At 33.1% G+C, this 20,947-nt stretch carries 18 protein-coding genes; all 18 read left to right on the forward strand.

The annotated features are described in order from the left end of the window. Nucleotides 1-2 precede the first annotated feature (2 nt). The 18 genes from F3K33_RS02730 to F3K33_RS02815 all read left to right on the forward strand — a co-directional run bounded on the left by F3K33_RS02730 (nt 3) and on the right by F3K33_RS02815 (nt 20,947). Nucleotides 3-1,088 carry a 4Fe-4S binding protein gene (locus F3K33_RS02730; RefSeq protein ID WP_039770377.1) on the forward strand — a complete coding sequence of 362 codons (1,086 nt, stop codon included), beginning with the start codon at nt 3-5 and terminating at the stop codon, nt 1,086-1,088. Between the two features lie 31 nt (nt 1,089-1,119). After that, nucleotides 1,120-3,228, forward strand: a complete 2,109-nt coding sequence (locus F3K33_RS02735; protein ID WP_039770375.1) for a xanthine dehydrogenase family protein molybdopterin-binding subunit — start codon at nt 1,120-1,122, stop codon at nt 3,226-3,228. Continuing rightward, complete coding sequence (locus F3K33_RS02740; protein ID WP_039770374.1) at nt 3,221-3,697, forward strand: (2Fe-2S)-binding protein; 477 nt, start codon at nt 3,221-3,223, stop codon at nt 3,695-3,697. The genes F3K33_RS02735 and F3K33_RS02740 overlap by 8 nt, the downstream gene beginning before the upstream one ends. Beyond that, nucleotides 3,691-4,533 (forward strand): FAD binding domain-containing protein, encoded by an 843-nt coding sequence (locus tag F3K33_RS02745; RefSeq protein ID WP_039770372.1) that lies wholly within the window; start codon nt 3,691-3,693, stop codon nt 4,531-4,533. Before F3K33_RS02740 ends, F3K33_RS02745 begins: the two co-directional genes overlap by 7 nt. Nucleotides 4,534-4,563: 30 nt before the next feature. Beyond that, nucleotides 4,564-5,703, forward strand: coding sequence for a BMP family ABC transporter substrate-binding protein (locus tag F3K33_RS02750; RefSeq protein WP_039770370.1), 1,140 nt, complete (start codon nt 4,564-4,566; stop codon nt 5,701-5,703). Nucleotides 5,704-5,726: 23 nt separating this feature from the next. Continuing rightward, complete coding sequence (locus F3K33_RS02755; protein ID WP_039770368.1) at nt 5,727-7,292, forward strand: ABC transporter ATP-binding protein; 1,566 nt, start codon at nt 5,727-5,729, stop codon at nt 7,290-7,292. Continuing rightward, nucleotides 7,285-8,394, forward strand: coding sequence for an ABC transporter permease (locus F3K33_RS02760; protein WP_039770366.1), 1,110 nt, complete (start codon nt 7,285-7,287; stop codon nt 8,392-8,394). The genes F3K33_RS02755 and F3K33_RS02760 overlap by 8 nt, the downstream gene beginning before the upstream one ends. Continuing rightward, nucleotides 8,384-9,316 (forward strand): ABC transporter permease, encoded by a 933-nt coding sequence (locus F3K33_RS02765; RefSeq protein WP_039770364.1) that lies wholly within the window; start codon nt 8,384-8,386, stop codon nt 9,314-9,316. The genes F3K33_RS02760 and F3K33_RS02765 overlap by 11 nt, the downstream gene beginning before the upstream one ends. Before the next feature lie 173 nt (nt 9,317-9,489). Next, nucleotides 9,490-12,123, forward strand: a complete 2,634-nt coding sequence (xdh, locus tag F3K33_RS02770) for a selenium-dependent xanthine dehydrogenase (protein ID WP_039770362.1) — start codon at nt 9,490-9,492, stop codon at nt 12,121-12,123. 76 nt (nt 12,124-12,199) lie between these two features. Next, nucleotides 12,200-13,015 (forward strand): selenium cofactor biosynthesis protein YqeC, encoded by an 816-nt coding sequence (gene yqeC / locus F3K33_RS02775; protein WP_039770360.1) that lies wholly within the window; start codon nt 12,200-12,202, stop codon nt 13,013-13,015. 93 nt (nt 13,016-13,108) lie between these two features. Further along, on the forward strand, nt 13,109-13,897 hold the full coding sequence (gene yqeB, locus F3K33_RS02780) for a selenium-dependent molybdenum cofactor biosynthesis protein YqeB (RefSeq protein WP_039770358.1): 789 nt from the start codon (nt 13,109-13,111) through the stop codon (nt 13,895-13,897). Nucleotides 13,898-14,142: 245 nt separating this feature from the next. Next, a complete protein-coding gene (gene yedF / locus F3K33_RS02785; protein WP_039770356.1) occupies nt 14,143-14,760 on the forward strand; it encodes a sulfurtransferase-like selenium metabolism protein YedF in 618 nt (205 codons plus the stop codon). An 88-nt stretch (nt 14,761-14,848) separates the two neighbouring features. Continuing rightward, the gene (gene selD, locus F3K33_RS02790; protein ID WP_039770354.1) at nt 14,849-15,886 is read left to right on the forward strand and encodes a selenide, water dikinase SelD; all 1,038 of its coding nucleotides are present in this window, start codon (nt 14,849-14,851) and stop codon (nt 15,884-15,886) included. A gap of 231 nt (nt 15,887-16,117) precedes the next feature. Then, a complete protein-coding gene (locus F3K33_RS02795; RefSeq protein ID WP_039770352.1) occupies nt 16,118-17,269 on the forward strand; it encodes a double-cubane-cluster-containing anaerobic reductase in 1,152 nt (383 codons plus the stop codon). Nucleotides 17,270-17,298: 29 nt separating this feature from the next. Then, nucleotides 17,299-18,063, forward strand: coding sequence for an acyl-CoA dehydratase activase (locus tag F3K33_RS02800; protein ID WP_039770350.1), 765 nt, complete (start codon nt 17,299-17,301; stop codon nt 18,061-18,063). Between the two features lie 53 nt (nt 18,064-18,116). Further along, nucleotides 18,117-18,692: a nucleotidyltransferase family protein gene (locus tag F3K33_RS02805; RefSeq protein WP_039770348.1), complete on the forward strand. Its 576-nt coding sequence runs from the start codon at nt 18,117-18,119 to the stop codon at nt 18,690-18,692. Nucleotides 18,693-18,791: 99 nt separating this feature from the next. Then, nucleotides 18,792-19,835, forward strand: a complete 1,044-nt coding sequence (locus F3K33_RS02810) for an XdhC family protein (RefSeq protein WP_039770346.1) — start codon at nt 18,792-18,794, stop codon at nt 19,833-19,835. Nucleotides 19,836-19,921: 86 nt separating this feature from the next. Continuing rightward, entirely contained in the window at nt 19,922-20,947 is a 1,026-nt protein-coding gene (locus tag F3K33_RS02815) for a molybdopterin-binding protein (protein ID WP_039770344.1), read from the forward strand.

Consider the following 20,947-nt stretch of genomic DNA (forward strand, 5'->3'; position numbering starts at 1 on the left):
ATATGAATTTGAGTACAAGTTTAAGTGGAATAAATTTAGAAAATCCTCTAATGCCTGCATCAGGCCCATTAGTTGGAGATAGCGAAAAAATGAAAATAATATCTGACTTTGGAGTCGGAGGAATTGTTACAAAAACAATATCTAGCAAAGGGGCAGAAGTGGTTAGACCATGTATATATGGTGGACGGGACTTTGTTATGAATGCTGAGTTATGGTCAGAATATGATCCAGAAGTATGGTTAGATAAATTTCTACCAGAAATAAAGGCAGAGATAAATAAACCATTATTTATAAGTGTAGGGTATTCAAAAGAGGACATGGAAAACTTAATTCCAAAGCTAGATAAGTATGCTGATGCTTTTGAGATATCAACTCATTACGTAGGAAAAGATTTATCAGCAATACAAGAAACATTAATGACTATAAGAAAGTATACGAAAAAGCCAGTTTATATGAAAATGAGTCCACACATACCTGATCCAGTAGGATTTGCGAAAATGGTTATAGAAAATGGTGGCAATGGAGTTGTAGCGATTAATTCTTTAGGACCAACTATGAAAATAGATGTAGCATCAAGAAAAGTATTAATAGGGAATAAAGAAGGAGAAGTGTGGACTTCAGGGCCAGCAATAAAACCAATAGCTTTAGCACTTATCAACAAAATTAAGAAAGCCCTTCCACAATGTGAAGTAATTGGTGTAGGCGGAATAGCTTCAGCAGAAGACGTAATAGAATTTTTACTAGCTGGAGCAAATGCAGTTCAAATGCTGTCTGCTGCTATGCTTAAAGGAAAGGATTTGTATGAAAAGATAGTTGAAGATCTTCCAAGTGCTTTAGAAAAGTATGGATTTAGCTCTGTTGAAGAAGTATTAAATACTGAATTACAAACTGGTAATGTAAAGTATGATCCTATTTATCCTTCTATTGATTACGATAAATGTGTTAACTGCAAATTATGCGAAAATATATGTCCATACTTTGCAATTAGTAGTAAAAATGAAAAAGTAGAAATGGACAAGAGTAAATGTTTTGGATGTGGATTATGTGAATCTAAATGTTCAAAGAAAGCAATCAAAAACGTATTTTAATTTTAGCTCCTTATGAGATGGAGGAAAGATTATGGATAGTATAAGAAAATCAGTTATAAAAGCTGATCATAAAATTAAGGTGGACGGAAGTGCTAAATACATTGCAGATATTAAATTTAAAAATAGTTTATATGCTAAGACTCTTCGTTCAGAAAAATCAAAGGCTGTTATAAAAGGAATTTTTATTCCTGAGTTAAAAGATGGCTATTATATAGTTGAAGGAAAAGATGTTCCTGGCTTAAACAAGGTTAAGATAATTCAAAATGACATGCCAGTTTTTTCGGATAAAGAAGTTAATTATATAGGAGAACCTATCCTTTTAGTGTTAGGGCCCGATCTTGAAGAAGTCATAAGTATTTTAAATGATATTAAGGTTGAATATGAAGAGGGTAATCCTGTTTTTGACATGAGAGATTCTACGGAATCGTTTGATAAATATGAATACGAAAAAGGCAATATAGAGGATGCAATTAAAAAATCTATAAAGGTAATAGAAGAAGAATTTTATACAGGATATCAAGAACAGGCTTACTTAGAAACTCAAGGATTAGTTGGAGATTATGAAGATGACAAGGTTTCGGTATATGGAACTATGCAATGCCCATATTACGTCAAAGGTGCTGTTGTTCAAGCATTAGGATTTAACGAAGATAAAGTAAGAATTGTACAAACTACAACTGGAGGTGGCTTTGGCGGTAAAGAAGATTATCCTTCTCTACTCGGAGCACAGGTTGCAGTGGCAGCTTATAAAGCTAAAAAGCCAGTTAGGTTAATTTTAGATAGAGTTGAGGATATGGCATTTACAACTAAGAGGCATCCAGCTTTACTGAAATACAAAACGCTTCTTGATGAAAATAACAAAATAATTGGGATGGATGTAGATATTATATTGAATGGTGGGGCATATGCGACTGTTTCTAGTGTAGTTCTCCAAAGGGCTTTATTATGTGCGATAGGGGTTTATAACATACCTAATATCAGAGTTAAGGGGCGTGTAGTAAAAACAAATACTGTGCCTACTGGAGCATTTAGAGGTTTCGGTGGTCCACAAAGTATATTTGGAATTGAAACACATATGGCTCATATAGCTAAAGAATTAGGATTCGCTCCTTTAGAGTTAAAGAATAAGTATTTTGTAAAAACCGGTGATGATACTTGTACTGGCGGAAAGTTTACTTATGATGTGAAGCTTGAAGAAATGTTAGAAAAAGCTGAAAAAATAAGTGATTTTAGCAGAAAATATAAAAAGTATTCAAGCGAGCAAGGGATTATGAGAAAGGGAATAGGAATGTCAATATTTCTACATGGATGCGGGTTTACAGGAAGTGGAGAGAGAGATTTTATTAAAGCCAAGGTAAAGTTATTAAAATATGAAAGTGGAGTTATTGAGATTCTAGTATCTAACACAGATATGGGACAAGGCTTACAAACAACATTTAAGAAAATTGTAGCAAAGGTTCTTGATAGGAATTATCAAGATATAATTTATGAAAATCCAGATACAGATAGAGTTCCAGATTCTGGGCCGACTGTAGCTTCAAGATCAATTATGGTAGTGGGAAAATTGCTTGAAAGAGCTGCTTTAAGACTAAAAGAAAATTGGGTTGATGGAAAAGAACAAATAATAGAAGAAAATTATAAACACCCAGATTTAATACCTTGGAATATAACGAAATTTAATGGTGATGCTTATCCAAGTTATTCATGGGGAATAAATGTTGTAGAAGTTGAGATTAATACGATAACAGCTGTTACTGAAGTAACTGGGATATATACAGTTTTTGATATCGGAATTCCAATTGATGAAACTATAATGGAAGGACAAATACAAGGGGGAGTTATACAAGGCCTTGGGTATGGTTCTTGCGAAAACATGGAATGTGACCAGGTGGGAAAAGTTAGGCAACATAGCATAACTGACTATATTATCCCAACTGCAAAGGATGTTGTAAACATTAAAAATGAATTAGTAGATAATCCATGTGAGCTTGGCCCATTCGGAGCTAAGGGAGCTGGGGAGCTAACTTTAGTAGGAACTGCGCCAGCCTATGCAAATGCAATAGAAAATGCACTAGGAGTAAAAGTGAATAGATTGCCTGTGACTCCGGAATGGATAATGGAGGCGATAGTAAATGAGTAATACAATCACATTAAATATAAATAATAAAACAATAACCACAGAAGAGAATTCTATAAAGAGACTTTTAGATTTCCTTCGAGAAGATTTGGGTATAACAGGTCCAAAGGAAGGCTGTGGTGAAGGGGAATGCGGTGCTTGCTCTGTAATTATAGATAAGGAGTTGATTAATTCTTGTTTAGTAACAATTGGCTCTGTACAAGGAAAAGAGATTATAACGGTTGAGGGATTAAAAGGGACAAAACAATTTGACGTTTTGGAAAAATGCTTTGCAGAAGCAGGGGCTGTACAATGTGGTTTTTGTACACCAGGAATGATAATGGCTGCACATGCACTTTTATCTAAAATTCCAAAGCCAACAGAAGATGATGTCAGAGATGGTATTTCAGGGAATTTATGCAGATGTACAGGATACAACATGATAATTAATGCAATACTTATGGCATCTAAAAGAGGTGATGGATTATGGTAGGTGGATATTTACCAAAAGATTTTGATGAGGCATTAAAAATATTAAATGAAAAAGACGTAACTATTTATGCCGGAGGAACTGACCTAATGGTTAGGAACAAAAATGCCGCATCACTTCTCCCTAAATTTAATAACGACTTGTTATATATAGGAAACTTAAAAGAACTAAAAGGAATTAAAGAGTCGGATGACAGCTTAGAAATAGGAACAGCCTGCACTCTATCATCACTTTTACGAGAAAAAGGGATTCCAGAAGTGTTAAAAGAGTCAATAAGACAAATAGCATCACCAGCTATAAGAAATATGGGCACTATTGGAGGAAATATATGTAATGCGTCTCCGGCTGGGGATACCTTGCCTATACTATATGCATTAGGTGCGAAGCTTAAATTGGTTAGTGAAAATTCATCAAGAGAAGTTCATATAGAAGATTTTATATTAGGACCAAGGAAAATTATCCTTGAAAGAACTGAAATTTTAAAAAGCATAATCATACCAAAAGCAGAATTCAATAAAGTATATTATGAAAAAGTTGGAGCTAGAAAGGCTTCTGCTATATCAAAACTTTCTTTTATTGGTCTTGCAGAAGTAAAGTCTGGAAAAGTAAAAGACATAAGAATTGCAATAGGTTCAGTGGCTCCTAAGGTAGTCAGAGTAAGAGCGGCAGAAGATTTTATAAAAGAAAAAAATCTAGAGGATATAAAATCTGAGATGGAAAAAATACGTAATATTTATTTCAAAGAAATAGTTCCTATTGATGATCAAAGATCCACAGCTGTTTATAGAAAAACAGTAGCATTAAGGCTTATTCAATATTTTTTAAATACAAGGATATAGAATAAATTAATTTTAGAGGGGGAAATAGTTATGAATAAGAGTATCAAAAAGAAATTACTAACAGTAATTACTGCAGTAGCATGCTCTACTATGCTACTAGTTGGATGTGGTTCAGCATCTACACAAACTTCAAAAGATGATGGAAAGGCAACAAAGACAGAGGCTTCAGGCGAAAAGCTTAAGGTAGGATTCATCTACATTGGATCAGCTTCGGATGGAGGTTATAGCCAAGCTCACGATAATGGTCGTAAATATTTAGAAGAAAAGCTTCCAAATGTTGAAACTATAGTTAAAGAATCTGTACCGGAAGGACAGGAAGTAGAAAAAGTAGCTAATGATATGATTGATCAAGGTGCCAAAGTTATTTTTGCAACATCTTTTGGATACGGAGATTATATTTTAAAGGTAGCAAAGGATCACCCAGATGTTAAGTTCTTCCACTGTTCAGGAGTAAAAACAGCCGATAATATGAGCACATATTTTGGTAGAGAGTATCAAGCTAGATATCTTAGTGGAATAGTAGCAGGAATGAAGAGCAAAAGTGGAAAAATTGGCTATGTAGCAGCATTCCCTATTCCAGAAGTTATTAGAGCAACAAATGCATTTGCTCTTGGTGTAAGATCAGTAAATCCAACAGCAGTAGTGAAAGTAACTTGGACTAGTACATGGTATGATCCGGCAAAAGAAAAAGAAGCAGGTTTATCATTAATTGATCAAGGTGTAGATGTTATTGGACAATATCAAGATACAACAGCAGTACAGCAAGCAGCAGAGGAAAAAGGAATTTCTTCTATTGGGTGTGATTTAGATATGTCTGCTTCAGCACCAAATGCTAATATGACAAGTGCAATTTGGAATTGGGGTACTTACTATGTACAAGCAGTACAATCTGTTATGGATGGAAAATATAAATCAGAAAGCTATTGGGGTGGTATAGACACAGGAATATGCGATTTATCACCATTAACTAAAAACGCACCACAAGGAGCACAAGCAAAAGTTGATGAAGCTAAAGCTAAAATGGTAAGCAAATCTTGGGATGTATTTACAGGACCTATTAAAGATCAAAATGGAAATATAAAAGTAGCTGAAGGACAAAAGATGACAGATGAGCAATTACTAAGTTTTGACTGGCTTGTAGAGGGAGTAGACGGTCAAATCAGTAAATAATAATGAAGAAAGAGGGGCTCTTTATGGAACAATGTGTGAGTGTTGAATTGAAAAAAATAACAAAGACTTTTGGATCTGTCATAGCTAATGAAGATGTGGATTTAAAGGTACATAGTGGAGAAATTCATGCACTCCTCGGAGAAAATGGGGCTGGAAAGAGTACTCTAATGAACATGCTATCAGGAATTTACAATCCTGATAGTGGTTCAATTTTTATAAGAGGAAAACAAATTCAGTTTAAGTCTCCAAAGGAATCCATTGAATATGGAATAGGTATGGTTCACCAGCATTTTAAATTAGTTGAGAGATTTACAGCAAAGGAAAATATAATTGCAGGTAACAAAGGAAAGTTTTTTACTAAAAATAAAGAAATAGATAAAAACATTTTAGATTTATGTGAAAAATACAATCTTCAAATAGAATTAAACAAAAGAGTAAGTGAAATGTCTATAGCTGAGAAACAGATGTTAGAAATAATTAAAGTATTATATAAAGGGGCAAATATTTTGATATTAGATGAACCTACAGCAGTATTAATGCCTCAAGAAGTAAGCAGATTGTTTAACATTGTCAAAAGGATGAAGGAACAAGGGTGTGCTGTAATAATAATAACTCATAAGCTACACGAAGTAATGGAATTATGTGATAAAGTATCAGTTTTAAGAAAAGGAAAAAATATAAAGACTTTAAATATATCTGATACTAATAAGAATCAATTGACAGAGCTTATGGTAGGACATAAAAGTGATTTAAAGATAGATAAAGTATCTTCAAGCAGAAATGAAATAATATATGATATAAAAAATATCTCAGTTAAAAGCAGCTTAGGCATAAATGTACTTGATAATATTAGCTTTAGCATGAAGGAAGGCGAAATTTTAGGAGTAGCTGGAGTCGCAGGAAGTGGTCAGAAAGAGCTTTGCGAGGCTTTATTTGGATTACAAAAAATAGAAAATGGGAATCTCATATTTAAAGGAAAAGATATTACTAATAAATCTCCAAGAGAAGTTTATAAAAAGGGAATTAAAATGGGACTTATACCTGAAGATAGATTAGGCATGGGTCTAGTTGGAAGTATGGGTGTTGCAGATAATTTATTACTTAGAAATTATTATGAGCAAAAGGGATTAATCGTTAAAAGAGATAAATTAAAAGATGAAGCTAAAAATATGATTAAAGAATTAGAAATTAAAACACCAGGAATAGATCATCCAGTAAAACAATTATCAGGAGGAAATATTCAAAAAATATTATTAGGCAGGGAAATAAGTATAAGTCCTGATGTACTTATAACTTCTTATCCAGTAAGAGGTTTAGATATCGGGGCTACATATCAGATATATGATCTTTTAAATAAGGAAAAGGAAAAAGGGGTATCAATATTATTTGTGGGAGAAGACTTAGATGTTCTTTTAGAGCTAAGTGATAGAATAATGGTTTTATGCGGTGGAAAATTAATTGGTATTGTGAACGGAAAAAATGCAACCAAAGAACAAATAGGACTTATGATGGCAGGATATATTGAAGAAGCTACTTTAGAATATAGCGAAAAGACACAGGATCAGAAAGGAGGAGAGTCTTATGATTAGAGTTAGAATAGTTAAGGCAAAAAAATTAAGCAAGAAGAAGAAGATATTCCTTCAATTATTTGCAGTTCTGCTTGCACTAGTTTTAACTGGTATTTTCATTTTATTTATGGGACACAATCCTATTGAAGTGTATGTATCAATGGTAAGCGGATCTTTTGGGACTGGACACAGGATTAGCGAAACAATTGTGAAGACAATACCTCTTGTAATAGCAGGTTTAGGTATAGGGGTAGCTTTTAAGATGAAATTTTGGAATATCGGAGGAGAAGGGCAGATGCTCATGGGTGGTTTTGGAGCAGCTCTTATAGCTTTAAATTTTACAAATCTGCCTGGAGTTTTATTAATGCCAATAATGATAATTGTAGGAATATTATTTGGAGGCATATGGGCTTTAATTGCAGGAATATTAAAAGCAAAATTTAAAACAAACGAAACTATTATTACTTTGATGTTGAATTATATTGCGCTAAAGTGGATTACTTACCTTCAATATCAACGATGGAAAGATCCAGCATCACTTGGGTTCCCTAAGATTGCAAATTTTGGAGATAATGCAATTCTGCCAAAATTATTTGGAATTCATATAGGCTGGATAATAGCACTTGTTTTGGTTATAGCAGTACATGTATTTTTAAATTACACAAAGAAAGGTTATGAAATATCAGTACTTGGAGAAAGTGAAAATACTGCAAAATATGCAGGGATGAATGTAAAAAAGTTAATATTACTGACTACTTTTATTAGCGGTGGTTTAGTAGGACTTGCAGGAGCTATACAAGCTTCGGCTGTTGCAAATACTCTTAGCATTCAATTAACATCTAATGTAGGTAATACGGCTATAATAGTATCTTGGCTTTCAGGACTTAATGCAACATGGACACTGGTTGTTTCAGTGGCGTTTGCTGTTTTGATACAAGGAGCTTCATATATTCAGACAGCCTTTCAAATACCACAGGCAGCAGCGGATATTATACAATCTACAATTTTATTCTGTGTTTTAGGATGTCAATTCTTTTTGCAATACAGGATGGTATTTGAATTTTCAGCTAAGACTAAAATGGAAACCAATATGACTGAAAGAGGTGAAACATATGGAAATTAGTTTGTTCTTATCGTCAGCAGTTATAGCAGGAACACCTTTGCTCTTTGCTACCCTTGGATGCGTTTTGGGAGAAAAGGTTGGAAATTTGAATTTAGGAATTGAAGGAATGATGCTAATGGGAGCCATTGGGGGATTTATAATGGGATACAATACTGGAAATGTAGTTTTCGCATTTTTGTGCAGTGGATTACTTGGTGCTATTGGAGCATTGATATATGCCGTTCTTACGGTATCCCTTAGAGCAAGCCAGGTTGTTACAGGGCTTGCACTAGCTATATTTGGAAGTGGTTTCTCAAGTTTTATTGGAAAAGCTTATGTGGGTCAAACACTATCAGATAATTTCAGAAATTCTTTGGCTCCAATTAAGATACCTTTGATAAGTGATATACCTTTTATTGGAGCAGCATTGTTTAATCAGAGTGCATTTGTGTATTTGGGTTATTTATGTGCAATATTGGTTTTTATTTATCTTAACTTCACAAAGTACGGATTAAATATGAGAATGATTGGAGAAAATCCTTATGCAGCAGATGCAGCTGGAATAAATGTTTCACTATATAAATATATTAATTTATTAATTGGTGGGGCTTTATGTGGACTTGGTGGAAGCTTTTTATCTTTAGTCTACATACCTTCATGGGCGGAAAATGTAACAGCAGGTAGAGGATGGATTGCAGTAGCACTTGTAATTTTCATAGGATGGAATCCAATAAAAGCAATCTTTGGTGCTATTTTATTTGGAGGATTAGATATATTAGGGATAAGATTGCAAGGAACAGGTATAGAAGTAAATCAATATTTTATAGGAATGCTTCCTTATGCAACTACAATAGTAGTATTGGTTTTAGGTGGATTAAAGAAGAATAATTTAAATTCATCACCTCAGGCTCTCGGAGAAGCATACTTTAGAGAAGACAGATAAAAAATTAAGTTAGAATATGATAATTAACAGTTAATAATAAATGAAGAAAAGCCTATATGGGCTTTTCTTTAAATATACATAATTAGAAGTTTCATTTAGAGTTTAATGCAATTTGATTTGTATAAATTTATAACTGTTGATTTATCTATGTTTTTGTGAGAGAGGTGCTTTAAATGTTTAAAGTAAGTATAAATGGAAAAGAATATGAGTCACAAAAGGATATGGCATTAATGGACTTTCTAAGAGATGTGCTTAAGATAACGTCAGTGAAAAACGGATGTAAAGAAGGTGCATGCGGAACTTGTACTGTTATTATTGATGGAAAGACAACACGTGCATGTATTCAAAAACTTTCTAGGCTTGAAGGGAAAATGGTACAGACTATAGAGGGATTTACAGAAAGAGAAAGGGATGTGTTTTCATATGCTTTTGCAGCTGCAGGAGCTGTACAATGTGGGTTTTGCATTCCGGGAATGGTTATTAGCGGTAAATGTTTAATAGATCAAAATTCGAATCCGTCGAGAGAAGATATAAAGCAAGCAATCCGTACTAACATTTGCCGTTGTACGGGTTATGCAAAGATTGAGGATGGCATTCTTTTAGCAGCAAAAATGCTAAGAGAAAACTTAGAAATACCTGAATTAAAGCAAACTGGCAGGGTTGGAGAGAGAACATGTAGAGTAGATGCTCGTGATAAAACACTAGGAACAGCAAAGTATGTAGATGATTATACTTTTGATGATATGCTATATGGAAAGAATGTATTTAGTAAATATGCGCGTGCAAAAATACTATCTATTGATATAAATAAGGCTTTAACAATGTCAGGAGTTGTTGCCATATATACTGCAAAGGATATTCCAGGTCAGAGATATATTGGCCACTTAGCACAAGATTGGCCAGGAATGATTGATGTTGGAGAAGAAACAAAGTGTTGTGGAGATACTCTTGCAATGGTTGTGGCGGAAACAAGAGAAGAGGCTATGGCTGCAGTAAAGGCTGTTGAAATAGAATATGAGGAATTAGAGCCTATTCGTAATCCGAAAGAAGCTGGTATTGATGGTGCACACCAAGTTCATGGAGAAGGTTTTATGCAATTTGGAAAGTTTAGAATTCCAGAGAACAATGTATTTGATCATGAGGAAGTAAAACGAGGTAATGCAGAAACTGCACTTGCAAATTCTAAATTTATAGTAGAGGGCACTTTCTACGTGCCGCCAACTGAACATGCTTTTATGGAACCTGAAACTGCTATTGGGCTACCTGATGGAGATGGAGTAATGGTTATTACAGGGGCTCAAGGTATATATGATGAATATCATGAGATTAGCAGTTATCTGGGAATTCCAATGGAAAAGGTTAGAATACAAAGTGCAGTTGTTGGAGGTGGATTTGGAGGCAAGGAAGACATGAGCGTGCAGCATCAAGCAGCTCTTTGTGCATATCTAACCAAACGACCAGTAAAAGTGTTTTTTAGTCGTCAGGAAAGCATTAATTATCATCCTAAACGCCATGCCATGGAGATTTATTGCAAAATAGGATGCGATGAAAATGGTATATTAAAAGGGATGAAAGCTAGACTTACTTCTGATACTGGTGCCTATGCTTCCTTGGGAGGGCCTGTTCTCCAAAGGGCTTGCACGCATGCAGGAGGTCCTTATAATTATCAAAATGTAGATATTGAAGGAAACGCTTATTACACAAATAATCCACCAGCTGGTGCATTTCGAGGCTTTGGAGTAACACAATCCTGTGCTGTTGTGGAGCCTCTGATAAATAAATTGGCTGAAAAAGTCGATATTTCAGGATGGGAAATTCGTTACCGTAATGCCATAAGAAGTGGCCAATCACTACCCAATGGACAACTTGCGGATGATGGGACCGCCATGGTAGAAACATTAGAAGCAGTTAAAGAGGAATTCGAAAAATATGAAGCAGACCCTAATTACTATGTGGGCATAGCATCTGCAATGAAAAATGCTGGTGTTGGTGTAGGAGTTCAAGATATAGGACGCTGTAATTTAAAGATAGTAAAAGGAAAAGTTCATGCTAGGTCCTCTGCTGGTGCAATAGGTCAAGGAATACAAACTGTACTGCTTCAGATAATTTGTGAAACAACTGGGTTAACACCAGATAAGATAATTGTGGAGCATCCAGATACTAAATATACACCTGACTCAGGAACAACGACAGCATCTCGCCAAACAACATTTGCTGGGGAGGCAGCACATCGATCATCATTAAAATTAAAAGTTGATTTAGATAATGAATATACATTAGAAGAATTAGAAGGAAAAGAGTATATCGGAGAATTTGAATTTAAGACAGATCCAATTGGTTCGTCAAAACCAAATCCAGTGAGTCATATTGCGTATGGATATGCAACACAACTAGTTGTTATTGATAAGGATGGGAAATTAGTAAAAGTTGTTGCGGCTCACGATATTGGCAGGATAATTAACCCTCTTTCTGCTACAGGTCAAGTAGAGGGGGGGGTAGCAATGGGACTTGGATACGGGTTAACAGAAGATTTTCCACTTAAAGATGGTATTCCACAAGCAAAGCTTGGCACTTTAGGCGTTTTCAGAGCAAATCAAATGCCGACTGTTGAAGTACACCTAATAGAAAAGAATAATCCTGATAGTGTTGCATTTGGCGCTAAAGGAATTGGTGAAATAGTATGCGTGATGGGTGCACCAGCATGTCAAAATGCATATTACAAAAGAGATGGTATATTCAGATATAGTTATCCTTTGGAAAATACGTATTACCGTAAACCAAAACTTGCTGCTTCAAAAGTGAAATAAGAATTTACTTTGAAAGATATATTATGAAGCAAAGTTAAATTGAAGGCTTTGCTTCATAAGCTACTGAGGTTAATCTATGAAGATTTTTGAATATAATAATGGAGAAATAAGGGAACAAAGATTATTAATAGACGCATTAAAAATAGACATTAATAAGAAGAATATAATTTCATTTGTTGGAGGAGGAGGTAAAACTAGTTCAATATATAAATTAGGTGAAGAATTAAAAGAGTTAGGTAAGAAAGTTATTATAACTACAACTACTCGTATGTTTATGCCCGAGAGTAATACGGTTATTACAGGAAAAAAAGAGGACATTATTAAATTATTAAATGATGAAAATATGATTACAGTTGGGTTATTATGTGATGAAAAGAATGAAAAATTTGATTATAACAAATTGGAAGATAGGAGTAATCTAGAGAGATTGGAAGAACACATTCCACGAAAAATAAGTGGAATGTCAAAAGAAATAACTGAAAGTTTTATAGAAATAGCTGATTTCGTACTAGTCGAGGCTGATGGAGCAAAAGGATTACCATTAAAGGTTCCAGCTGAGCATGAGCCTGTAAATTTAACAAAAAGTAATTTAGTTATAGGAGTATGTGGCATTGATGCAGTAGGAAAGAAAATTAAAGAAATATGCCATAGATCAAATTTAGTTTCAAGATTTCTGAATACAGACGAAGAACATATCATTAGTGATTGGGATGTTGCGAAAATATTAGCAAGTACTAAAGGTCAAAGGAAAGATGTAAGATGTCCTTACAAAGTTATTATAAATAAAGCAGATACAATAATGGAGTTGGAGAATGCCAAGAAAATATCTAAGGAATTATATGATTTAGGAATAAATGAAACAATAATAACAACATTTAAAGATAAATTATAATATAAAGTCAATAATTACTTTAGGCATATTGAAAAATAACAAGTCATCATTGGAGAGTATTTTATATGTCTTAAATGAGAAGGTGGAGTAATAATGATTGTATTAATAAAAGGTGCTGGAGATATAGCAACAGGGGTAGCTCATAGATTGAAAAGATGTGGATTAGACATAGTTATGACAGAGATTTCAGAACCTACTACAGTCAGAAGAACAGTAGCATTTTCACAAGCCGTATATGATAATACTGTAGAAGTTGAAGGGATAAAAGCAATCCTTGTCTCTAAAATGGAAGAAACCAACAAGGTTATTAAGGAAGGAAATATTCCTGTAATAGTAGATGAAGAAGCAAAAATTATAAAGGATCTTAATCCAGATGTAGTAGTGGATGCTATAATTGCGAAAGAAAATTTAGGAACAAGGATTAATGATGCTCCGATTGTTATTGCTCTCGGACCAGGATTTACAGCTGGTTTTGATTGTCACTGTGTTGTTGAGACTCAAAGAGGTCATTATTTAGGAAAGGCAATATATAGCGGAAGTGCTATTCCTAATACTGGTGTACCAGGAGATATTGGAGGATATACTAGTGAAAGAATAATTAGAGCTATAAGTGATGGAAAGATATTTCCGGTATATAAAATAGGAGACTATGTGGAAAAAGGTGATATTGTAGCTTATGTAAATAGAATTCCAATATTTGCGGAAATAAGCGGGATAGTTCGTGGAATGCTTCAAAAGGATGTTAATGTATTTAAAGGAATGAAAAGTGGAGATATTGATCCTAGGTGTGAAAAAAATCATTGTTTTACAATTTCAGATAAAGCCAGATCTATTGGGGGAGGCGTACTGGAAGCAATTTTATATTTAAAATCCATGTTATAGATAAACAATGTATATTTGGGCTTTATGGTTAATTAGCTGAAATAACAAATACTCTATTGTTTCGATTGATAGAGAAAATGGCTATGAATTTCTAATAAAGAAAAATTCTATACCCATTTTCTCAATGTAACTCTGCACAAAATAGTACGTGTCATTTCAGGTAGAGTTATAAGAAAGTATAGAATGTTTATTTATGAATATTAAAAAAATACTGAATTATCATAAATTATTAAGGAGAATGTTAAATGAATAAAGTGCTTGATGCAAAAGGAAAAGAATGCCCAATGCCAGTAATAATGGCAAAGAAAGAGATAGATAGTGGAAATAATAGTTTTGTAGTTGAGGTAGACAACGATATTGCTGTGCAAAATCTTAAGAAATTAGCTAATAATCAAGGCTTTGCAGTATCAGTTGAAGAAGAGAATTCTTTATTTAAAGTATATTTCTCAAAAGATTTAGATAAGTTGAGTGAAGTTGAAGTGTTTAATGGAACATCTGACAAATTAGAAGAAAATAAAACGGAAATAGGCAACTGGTCAGTATTTATTGGAAAAGAAATTATTGGAGCAGGTAATGAGGAGCTTGGAAAGTCTCTAATAAAAATGTATCTTTATACAATTTCAGAGTCTGATAATTTACCAAAATCAATCTTGTTTATGAATGATGGTGTAAAGGTACCAACATTAAATCATCAAGCAGCAGAGCACTTAAGAGATTTAGAAACCAAAGGTGTTGAAATACTAGTTTGTGGCGCATGCCTGAACTTTTACGGGCTTGAAGAAAAGTTAAAGGTAGGAAAAGTAAGTAACATGTATTACATAACAAACTGCATGAAAGAGGCATCAAAGGTTATTACGCTTTAAAGGAATTAAAATATATAAAGACAACTAATTTTATAAACATTTATAGTTAACTCTTAATTGTCAACTAATTAAGAAGGGGGAGATTTATTTGCCTGGAAATGTAAAACTTACTAGTTTAACTAAAACTTCAGGATGTGCTGCAAAAATAGGACCTGGTGTACTTCATAATGTCTTAAATAGTTTACCTAAGTTTGAAAATCCCAATTTGATTGTTGGATTTGATACTAATGACGATGCTTGTGTATATAAAATTAATGATAATACAGTAGCAATTCAAACAGTAGACTTTTTTCCACCAATGGTTGATGATCCATATATATTTGGTCAAATTGCAGCTGCTAATGCCCTTAGTGATATTTATGCAATGGGTGGAAATCCTGCAACGGCTATGAATTTACTTTGCTTTCCTTCTTGTTTAGATATATCAATCATGCATGATATACTTGCTGGTGGATATGACAAAGTTAAAGAGGCTGGTGCAGTAATTGCTGGTGGTCATACAATAGCGGACCCAACTCCTAAATATGGTCTTTGCGTAAGTGGATTTGCACATCCAAGTGATATTCTTTCAAATAGTAATGCTAAAACTGGAGATATGCTTGTGCTTACAAAACCGTTGGGAATAGGAATAATGAATACTGCTGCTAAAGCAGAGTTACTAACTGAATATAAGATTAAAGAAGTGACATCTATAATGTATACATTAAATAAGTATGCTAAAGAATGTGCTTATGGTCTTAATGTACATGCATGTACTGATATAACTGGCTTTAGTTTAATCGGTCATAGTTATGAAATGGCAAGTGGTAGCAACAAAACAATAGAGATTTTTAGTCAGTCTGTACCTATTATACATGGAGCGTTGGATTATGCCAAAATGGGAATTATACCTGAAGGAATGTACAATAATCTTGATTATTTAAAAGATAAATTCACTTTAGCTTCAAATGTTACACAGGAGCTGCAAGATGTGTTGATAGATCCACAAACATCAGGTGGATTGCTACTCTCAATTCCAGAAAAAAATGTTAAAGAATTTTTATCAAGGATTGAAGAGTTTACGCCATATGCGAGAGTTATTGGGCAGGTAATTGATAAAGGGGATAAATCTATAATGATTAAATAGGTACTTTATTTAAATGTAACTTTTTAAACAGGAACATGTTTTTAAAGGTTACAATAAAAATTTTATTAAAGAAATATTGGTTTAAAGATAAATGTTTTAAAAGTTAAAAATGAAAAAATTTAAGAGGAAAAAAGAAAAAAGTTAACAATTTATAGGAAACATCAGAGATTTAAGAACTTTTATTAAAATATAAAGTATTACTTAGAAGCTATATAGAAAATGGAGGCAATTATGGAATTACAAAAGAGATTACCTGAAATATTTGAAGAATTTGCTGAAGGAAGGAGAAATGCCTTTATTAAAGCTAAGGAGCTTAAGGATAAGGATATACCACTAATAGGAGTGTTTTGTACTTACTTTCCACAAGAAATAGCATTAGCTATGGGGGCTGCTACTGTTTCATTATGTGCAACATCAGATGAAACTATTGCTGATGCCGAACAAGATCTTCCGCGTAATTTATGTCCTTTAATTAAATCAAGTTATGGTTTTGCTAAAACTGATAAATGTCCATTCTTTTTCTTTTCAGATCTGATTGTTGGGGAGACAACTTGTGATGGGAAAAAGAAAATGTATGAATATCTTTCAGATTTTAAACCAGTACATGTTATGGAACTTCCAAATTCCCAAAGTGAAGTAGGACTTCAATTGTGGAAGCATGAAATAATTAAATTAAAGTCAACTTTAGAAGAAATGTTTGATGCGGAAATAAGTGAAGATGATATAAGAAAAGCTATAACAATAAAAAATAATGAACGTAAAGCCCTAAAGAAGTTTTATGAATTAGGTAAAAAAGAACCCGTTGCAATGCTCGGTCAAGATATATTTAAGGTCATAAATGGGACAACTTTTAGTTTTGATAAAGAACAAATTCCAAAACAAATGGACGAGTTAATTGAAAAAATTAACTCTGAATATGAAACAGAAAAGAAATATGAAGCTAAGCCACGTATATTAATCACTGGTTGTCCTATTGGCGGCGCAGCAGAAAAAGTTATTAAAGCAATTGAAGATAATGGAGCGTATGTAGTTGCTTTTGAAAATTGCAGTGTTGCGAAAGCAGTTGATGAGTTAGTAGATGAAGAAAATCCTGATGTTTACGATGCTCTTTCACGTAAATATTTATCAATTGGATGTTCTTGTATGACTCCTAATCATAATAGAATTAAACTTCTTAATAAAATGATTGATGATTATAGAGTAGATGCTGTAATTGACGTGATATTAACAGCTTGTCATACGTATAGTGTAGAAACTTTATCAATTAAGAGATTTGTAAACAATGAAAAAAATATACCATATATGAGTGTTGAAACAGATTTTTCTACTAATGACATAGGTCAATTAAATACGAGAATGGCTGCATTTATAGAGATGCTTTAAGTTTAACTAAGAATATAAGGTGATAAATTATGATTAAATATACTTTAGGAATTGATTCTGGTTCCACAACTACAAAAGGTGTATTATTTAATGGCAAAACAATTGTTAAGACTACGATTATAAAGACATCTGCAAAACCAAAAGATAGCATTCGTAAAGTCTATGATGAACTCCATTCTAAGGATGTAAAATATACCATAGCTACGGGGTATGGTAGGAATTTATTAGAGGAAGCTGATAAAACTGTCACTGAAATAACTTGTCACGCACAAGGTGCAGTATTTCTTAATCCTACTATTAGAGGAGTTATAGATATAGGAGGGCAAGATTCTAAAGCTATTTTGCTAGATAACTCATTAAATGTTGTGGATTTTCTAATGAATGATAAATGTGCTGCTGGGACTGGTAGATTTGTTGATGTCATGATGAGAATTTTAGAAGAAAATATGGTGAATATTGATGGTTTTGTGAAAGATAGAAATCCAGTAAGTATATCTAGTATGTGTACTGTTTTTGCTGAAAGTGAAATTATTAGTCTTCTTGCAAAAGACATTCATAGAGGTGATATTGCCCTTGGAATAATTCATTCAATTTCCAAAAGAACAGCTAACTTTGCACAAAAATTAAATTTGCAAGGAGACATATTTTTTAGCGGAGGCTTAGCATTATCGGAAACATTTAGAACAACGCTTGAAAGTTATCTTAACAGAAAAGTAATAACTAATGAGTTTTGTCAATATGCAGGTGCAATTGGAGCGGCTGTGATTGGGTATAAAAAAATTAAAATGAAGTAATGAAGGGAAAGTTATGCAAAAAGAAATCATAGGCATAACTGAGAATTGAAGTTATGAAAATAAATTTAATTTTACTAGCTGCAGGAAATAGTAGTAGATTTCAAGGAAATAAATTATTAGCGACAGTAAGCAATAAACCTATGTACATGAATGTGGTAGAAAAAATTATTAAAATAAATTTTAATAAGATAATTTTAGTTACTCAATATGAAGAAATAGTGGAAGCTTTATTGAAGCAAACAATTGAAGTTATTATGAATAAGAATAGTGAACTTGGCATATCACATTCTATAAGACTTGGAATTGAAGGAGATATGGAAGCTGATGCTTATATGTTTATGGTATGTGATCAACCGTTTATATCATTATCGAGCATTGAAATATTAATTGATAGATTTATAAAAAGTAATAAGGGAATGGCTTGTTTAGAGTATGCGGACAACCTTGGAAATCCAACTATATTCTCTAAGAAATATAAAAATGAACTACTCGGTTTAAAAGGAGATATTGGTGGTAAGTCCATCATGAAAAAACACCTTGATGATTTAGAGCAGGTTAGAATAATGAATGAAATAGAATTGATGGATATCGATACTAGAGAAGAGTTGAAGAATTTTTTATACAGATAATAATATTAATAAAGGCATGCGTTCAGTGTAAGTTGAGCGTTTGTAGATATTTAACGCAATTAATTAAGCATAAAAAATAAAGATATAAGGTGATTTAATATGAAAAAAAATTTTTATAGTAATTTAGTCAATGCACTACATGAAAGAGGCGAAATCAATGTAGTTACTGTAATTAGCGGAATTTACAATGGGAAAGATATTGTGGGGCAGAAGCTTCTTAAAAGTGAAAATGACATTATTATAGAGGATGAGAGCCTAGAAGATTTTTGGAATTCTATGTTGAAGACATTAGATTTTAACAAAGGGACTTGTGTAGTCAAGTTAGAAAGTAATATGGAATTGTTTATAGAGTATGTGGTAGGCAAACCTCATTTAGTTATGTGTGGTGGAGGACATATTGCATTACCTTTATGCAATATTGCCAAGATGTTAGATTTCAATGTAACTATTATAGATGATAGAACTGAATTTGCGAATAATGAAAGATTTCCAATAGCAGATAAAGTCTTTTGTAAAGATTTTAATGAAGCAATAGAAGAAATAAAGCCTAATAAAAGCACTTACTTTGTGATTATTACTAGAGGACATAAAGATGATAGAAAATGTTTGGAAAAGATATTACAAAATGATTTTTTTTATGTGGGTATGATCGGAAGTAAAAGTAAAGTTGCTTTTGTTATTAATAATATGTTAGAAAGCGGATACACAAAAGAGCAACTAGACAAAGTTCATACTCCAATTGGACTTAAATTGGGTGGACAGACTCCGGCAGAGATAGCTGTAAGTATAGCTGGAGAATTAATTTTAGAGAAGAATAAAAAAGAAAGCAGCAATATAGAAGAGATTATTTTAAATCAAATATGTAATAGAAAGGAACCTATGGTTCTTGCGACAATAATCGAAAAACGTGGATCATCACCTAGAGGGGTTGGGGCTAAGATGCTTGTATACGAGAATAAAGAATTTATAGGGACTGTAGGTGGGGGAAGCGTAGAAAATGCGGTGTATGAACAAGCGTTAGATCTAGTTAAAAGTAAAGAATCATTAATAGAGAAATATGATTTGTCAAATTCAGCTGCTTCAAAACTTGGTATGGCTTGTGGGGGAGCAATAAAAGTTTTATTCGAGTTTATTGATATATAAAATACCTTTTCATAATACAAAATTAAATAAAGCGATATTAAAGTTATTATATATCAAAGATATAATTAGAAGGGAGGGGTATAATAATGAAAATGATAAAAACAACAGAGGCTGTTGGTCAAGTTTTATGTCATGATATTACACAGATAATAAAAGGTGTAACTAAAGATGTTGCTTTTAAAAAAGGGCATATTATTAGGGAAGAAGATGTGCCAGTATTACTTTCACTTGGTAAGGATAATATTTATATATGGGAAAAAAGTGAAGGAATGCTGCATGAAAATGAAGCAGCAGATATTTTATTTAATATATGTAAAGGAAAGAACATAAGTGGAAGCGACGTGAAAGAAGGAAAAGTTGATCTTATAGCAGACGTTGACGGACTTCTACAAATTGATGTGAATAGATTAAATATGATTAATTCATTAGGAGAAATGATGATAGCTACACGTCATAATAATTTTTTGGTTAAAAAAGGAGATAAATTGGCCGGAACTAGAATTATCCCACTAATTATCGAAAAAGAAAAGATGACTGAAGCTATAAAAATAGGAAGAAACGAGCCGCTGCTTAATATTATAAAGTTTAAGAGTAAGAAAGTTGGAATTGTTACAACAGGTAATGAAGTATATTATAGACGAATTAAGGATTCTTTTGGTCCTGTTATAATAGAGAAATTATCAGAATATAATGCTGAGATTCTAGGACAAGAAATAGTTAATGATGACCTTAAAAACATAACTAATGCTATCAACAAATTCTTAGAAAAGGGTGCAGATATGGTGGTTTGTACAGGAGGTATGAGTGTTGATCCTGATGATCTTACACCGAGTGCGATAAAAAGTACAGGTGCTAAAGTTATATCATATGGAGCGCCCGTATTACCAGGAGCAATGTTCCTTCTATCATATTATAAAGATACTATTCCCATAATCGGACTGCCAGGATGTGTAATGTATTCTAAGCGAACTATCTTTGATTTAGTACTACCAAGAATAATGGCAGATATAAAGTTAAGTGGCAAGGATTTAGCTCTAATGGGTCATGGTGGCTTATGTTTATCATGTGATACATGCACTTATCCCAATTGCGGATTTGGAAAGGGCATGTAG

The sequence above is a fragment of the Clostridium beijerinckii genome (assembly GCF_008705175.1).
GTDB classification, from domain to species: Bacteria; Bacillota; Clostridia; order Clostridiales; family Clostridiaceae; genus Clostridium; species Clostridium beijerinckii.

Coding starts and splice junctions, on each gene's coding strand:
- F3K33_RS02795 (WP_039770352.1), top strand. CDS start 16,118: ATGGAATTACAAAAGAGATTACCTGAAATATTTGAAGAATTTGCTGAA.
- F3K33_RS02745 (WP_039770372.1), top strand. CDS start 3,691: ATGGTAGGTGGATATTTACCAAAAGATTTTGATGAGGCATTAAAAATA.
- F3K33_RS02760 (WP_039770366.1), top strand. CDS start 7,285: ATGATTAGAGTTAGAATAGTTAAGGCAAAAAAATTAAGCAAGAAGAAG.
- F3K33_RS02815 (WP_039770344.1), top strand. CDS start 19,922: ATGAAAATGATAAAAACAACAGAGGCTGTTGGTCAAGTTTTATGTCAT.
- yqeC (WP_039770360.1), top strand. CDS start 12,200: ATGAAGATTTTTGAATATAATAATGGAGAAATAAGGGAACAAAGATTA.
- F3K33_RS02735 (WP_039770375.1), top strand. CDS start 1,120: ATGGATAGTATAAGAAAATCAGTTATAAAAGCTGATCATAAAATTAAG.
- yedF (WP_039770356.1), top strand. CDS start 14,143: ATGAATAAAGTGCTTGATGCAAAAGGAAAAGAATGCCCAATGCCAGTA.
- F3K33_RS02810 (WP_039770346.1), top strand. CDS start 18,792: ATGAAAAAAAATTTTTATAGTAATTTAGTCAATGCACTACATGAAAGA.
- F3K33_RS02750 (WP_039770370.1), top strand. CDS start 4,564: ATGAATAAGAGTATCAAAAAGAAATTACTAACAGTAATTACTGCAGTA.
- xdh (WP_039770362.1), top strand. CDS start 9,490: ATGTTTAAAGTAAGTATAAATGGAAAAGAATATGAGTCACAAAAGGAT.
- F3K33_RS02755 (WP_039770368.1), top strand. CDS start 5,727: ATGGAACAATGTGTGAGTGTTGAATTGAAAAAAATAACAAAGACTTTT.
- yqeB (WP_039770358.1), top strand. CDS start 13,109: ATGATTGTATTAATAAAAGGTGCTGGAGATATAGCAACAGGGGTAGCT.
- F3K33_RS02805 (WP_039770348.1), top strand. CDS start 18,117: ATGAAAATAAATTTAATTTTACTAGCTGCAGGAAATAGTAGTAGATTT.
- F3K33_RS02765 (WP_039770364.1), top strand. CDS start 8,384: ATGGAAATTAGTTTGTTCTTATCGTCAGCAGTTATAGCAGGAACACCT.
- F3K33_RS02730 (WP_039770377.1), top strand. CDS start 3: ATGAATTTGAGTACAAGTTTAAGTGGAATAAATTTAGAAAATCCTCTA.
- F3K33_RS02800 (WP_039770350.1), top strand. CDS start 17,299: ATGATTAAATATACTTTAGGAATTGATTCTGGTTCCACAACTACAAAA.
- F3K33_RS02740 (WP_039770374.1), top strand. CDS start 3,221: ATGAGTAATACAATCACATTAAATATAAATAATAAAACAATAACCACA.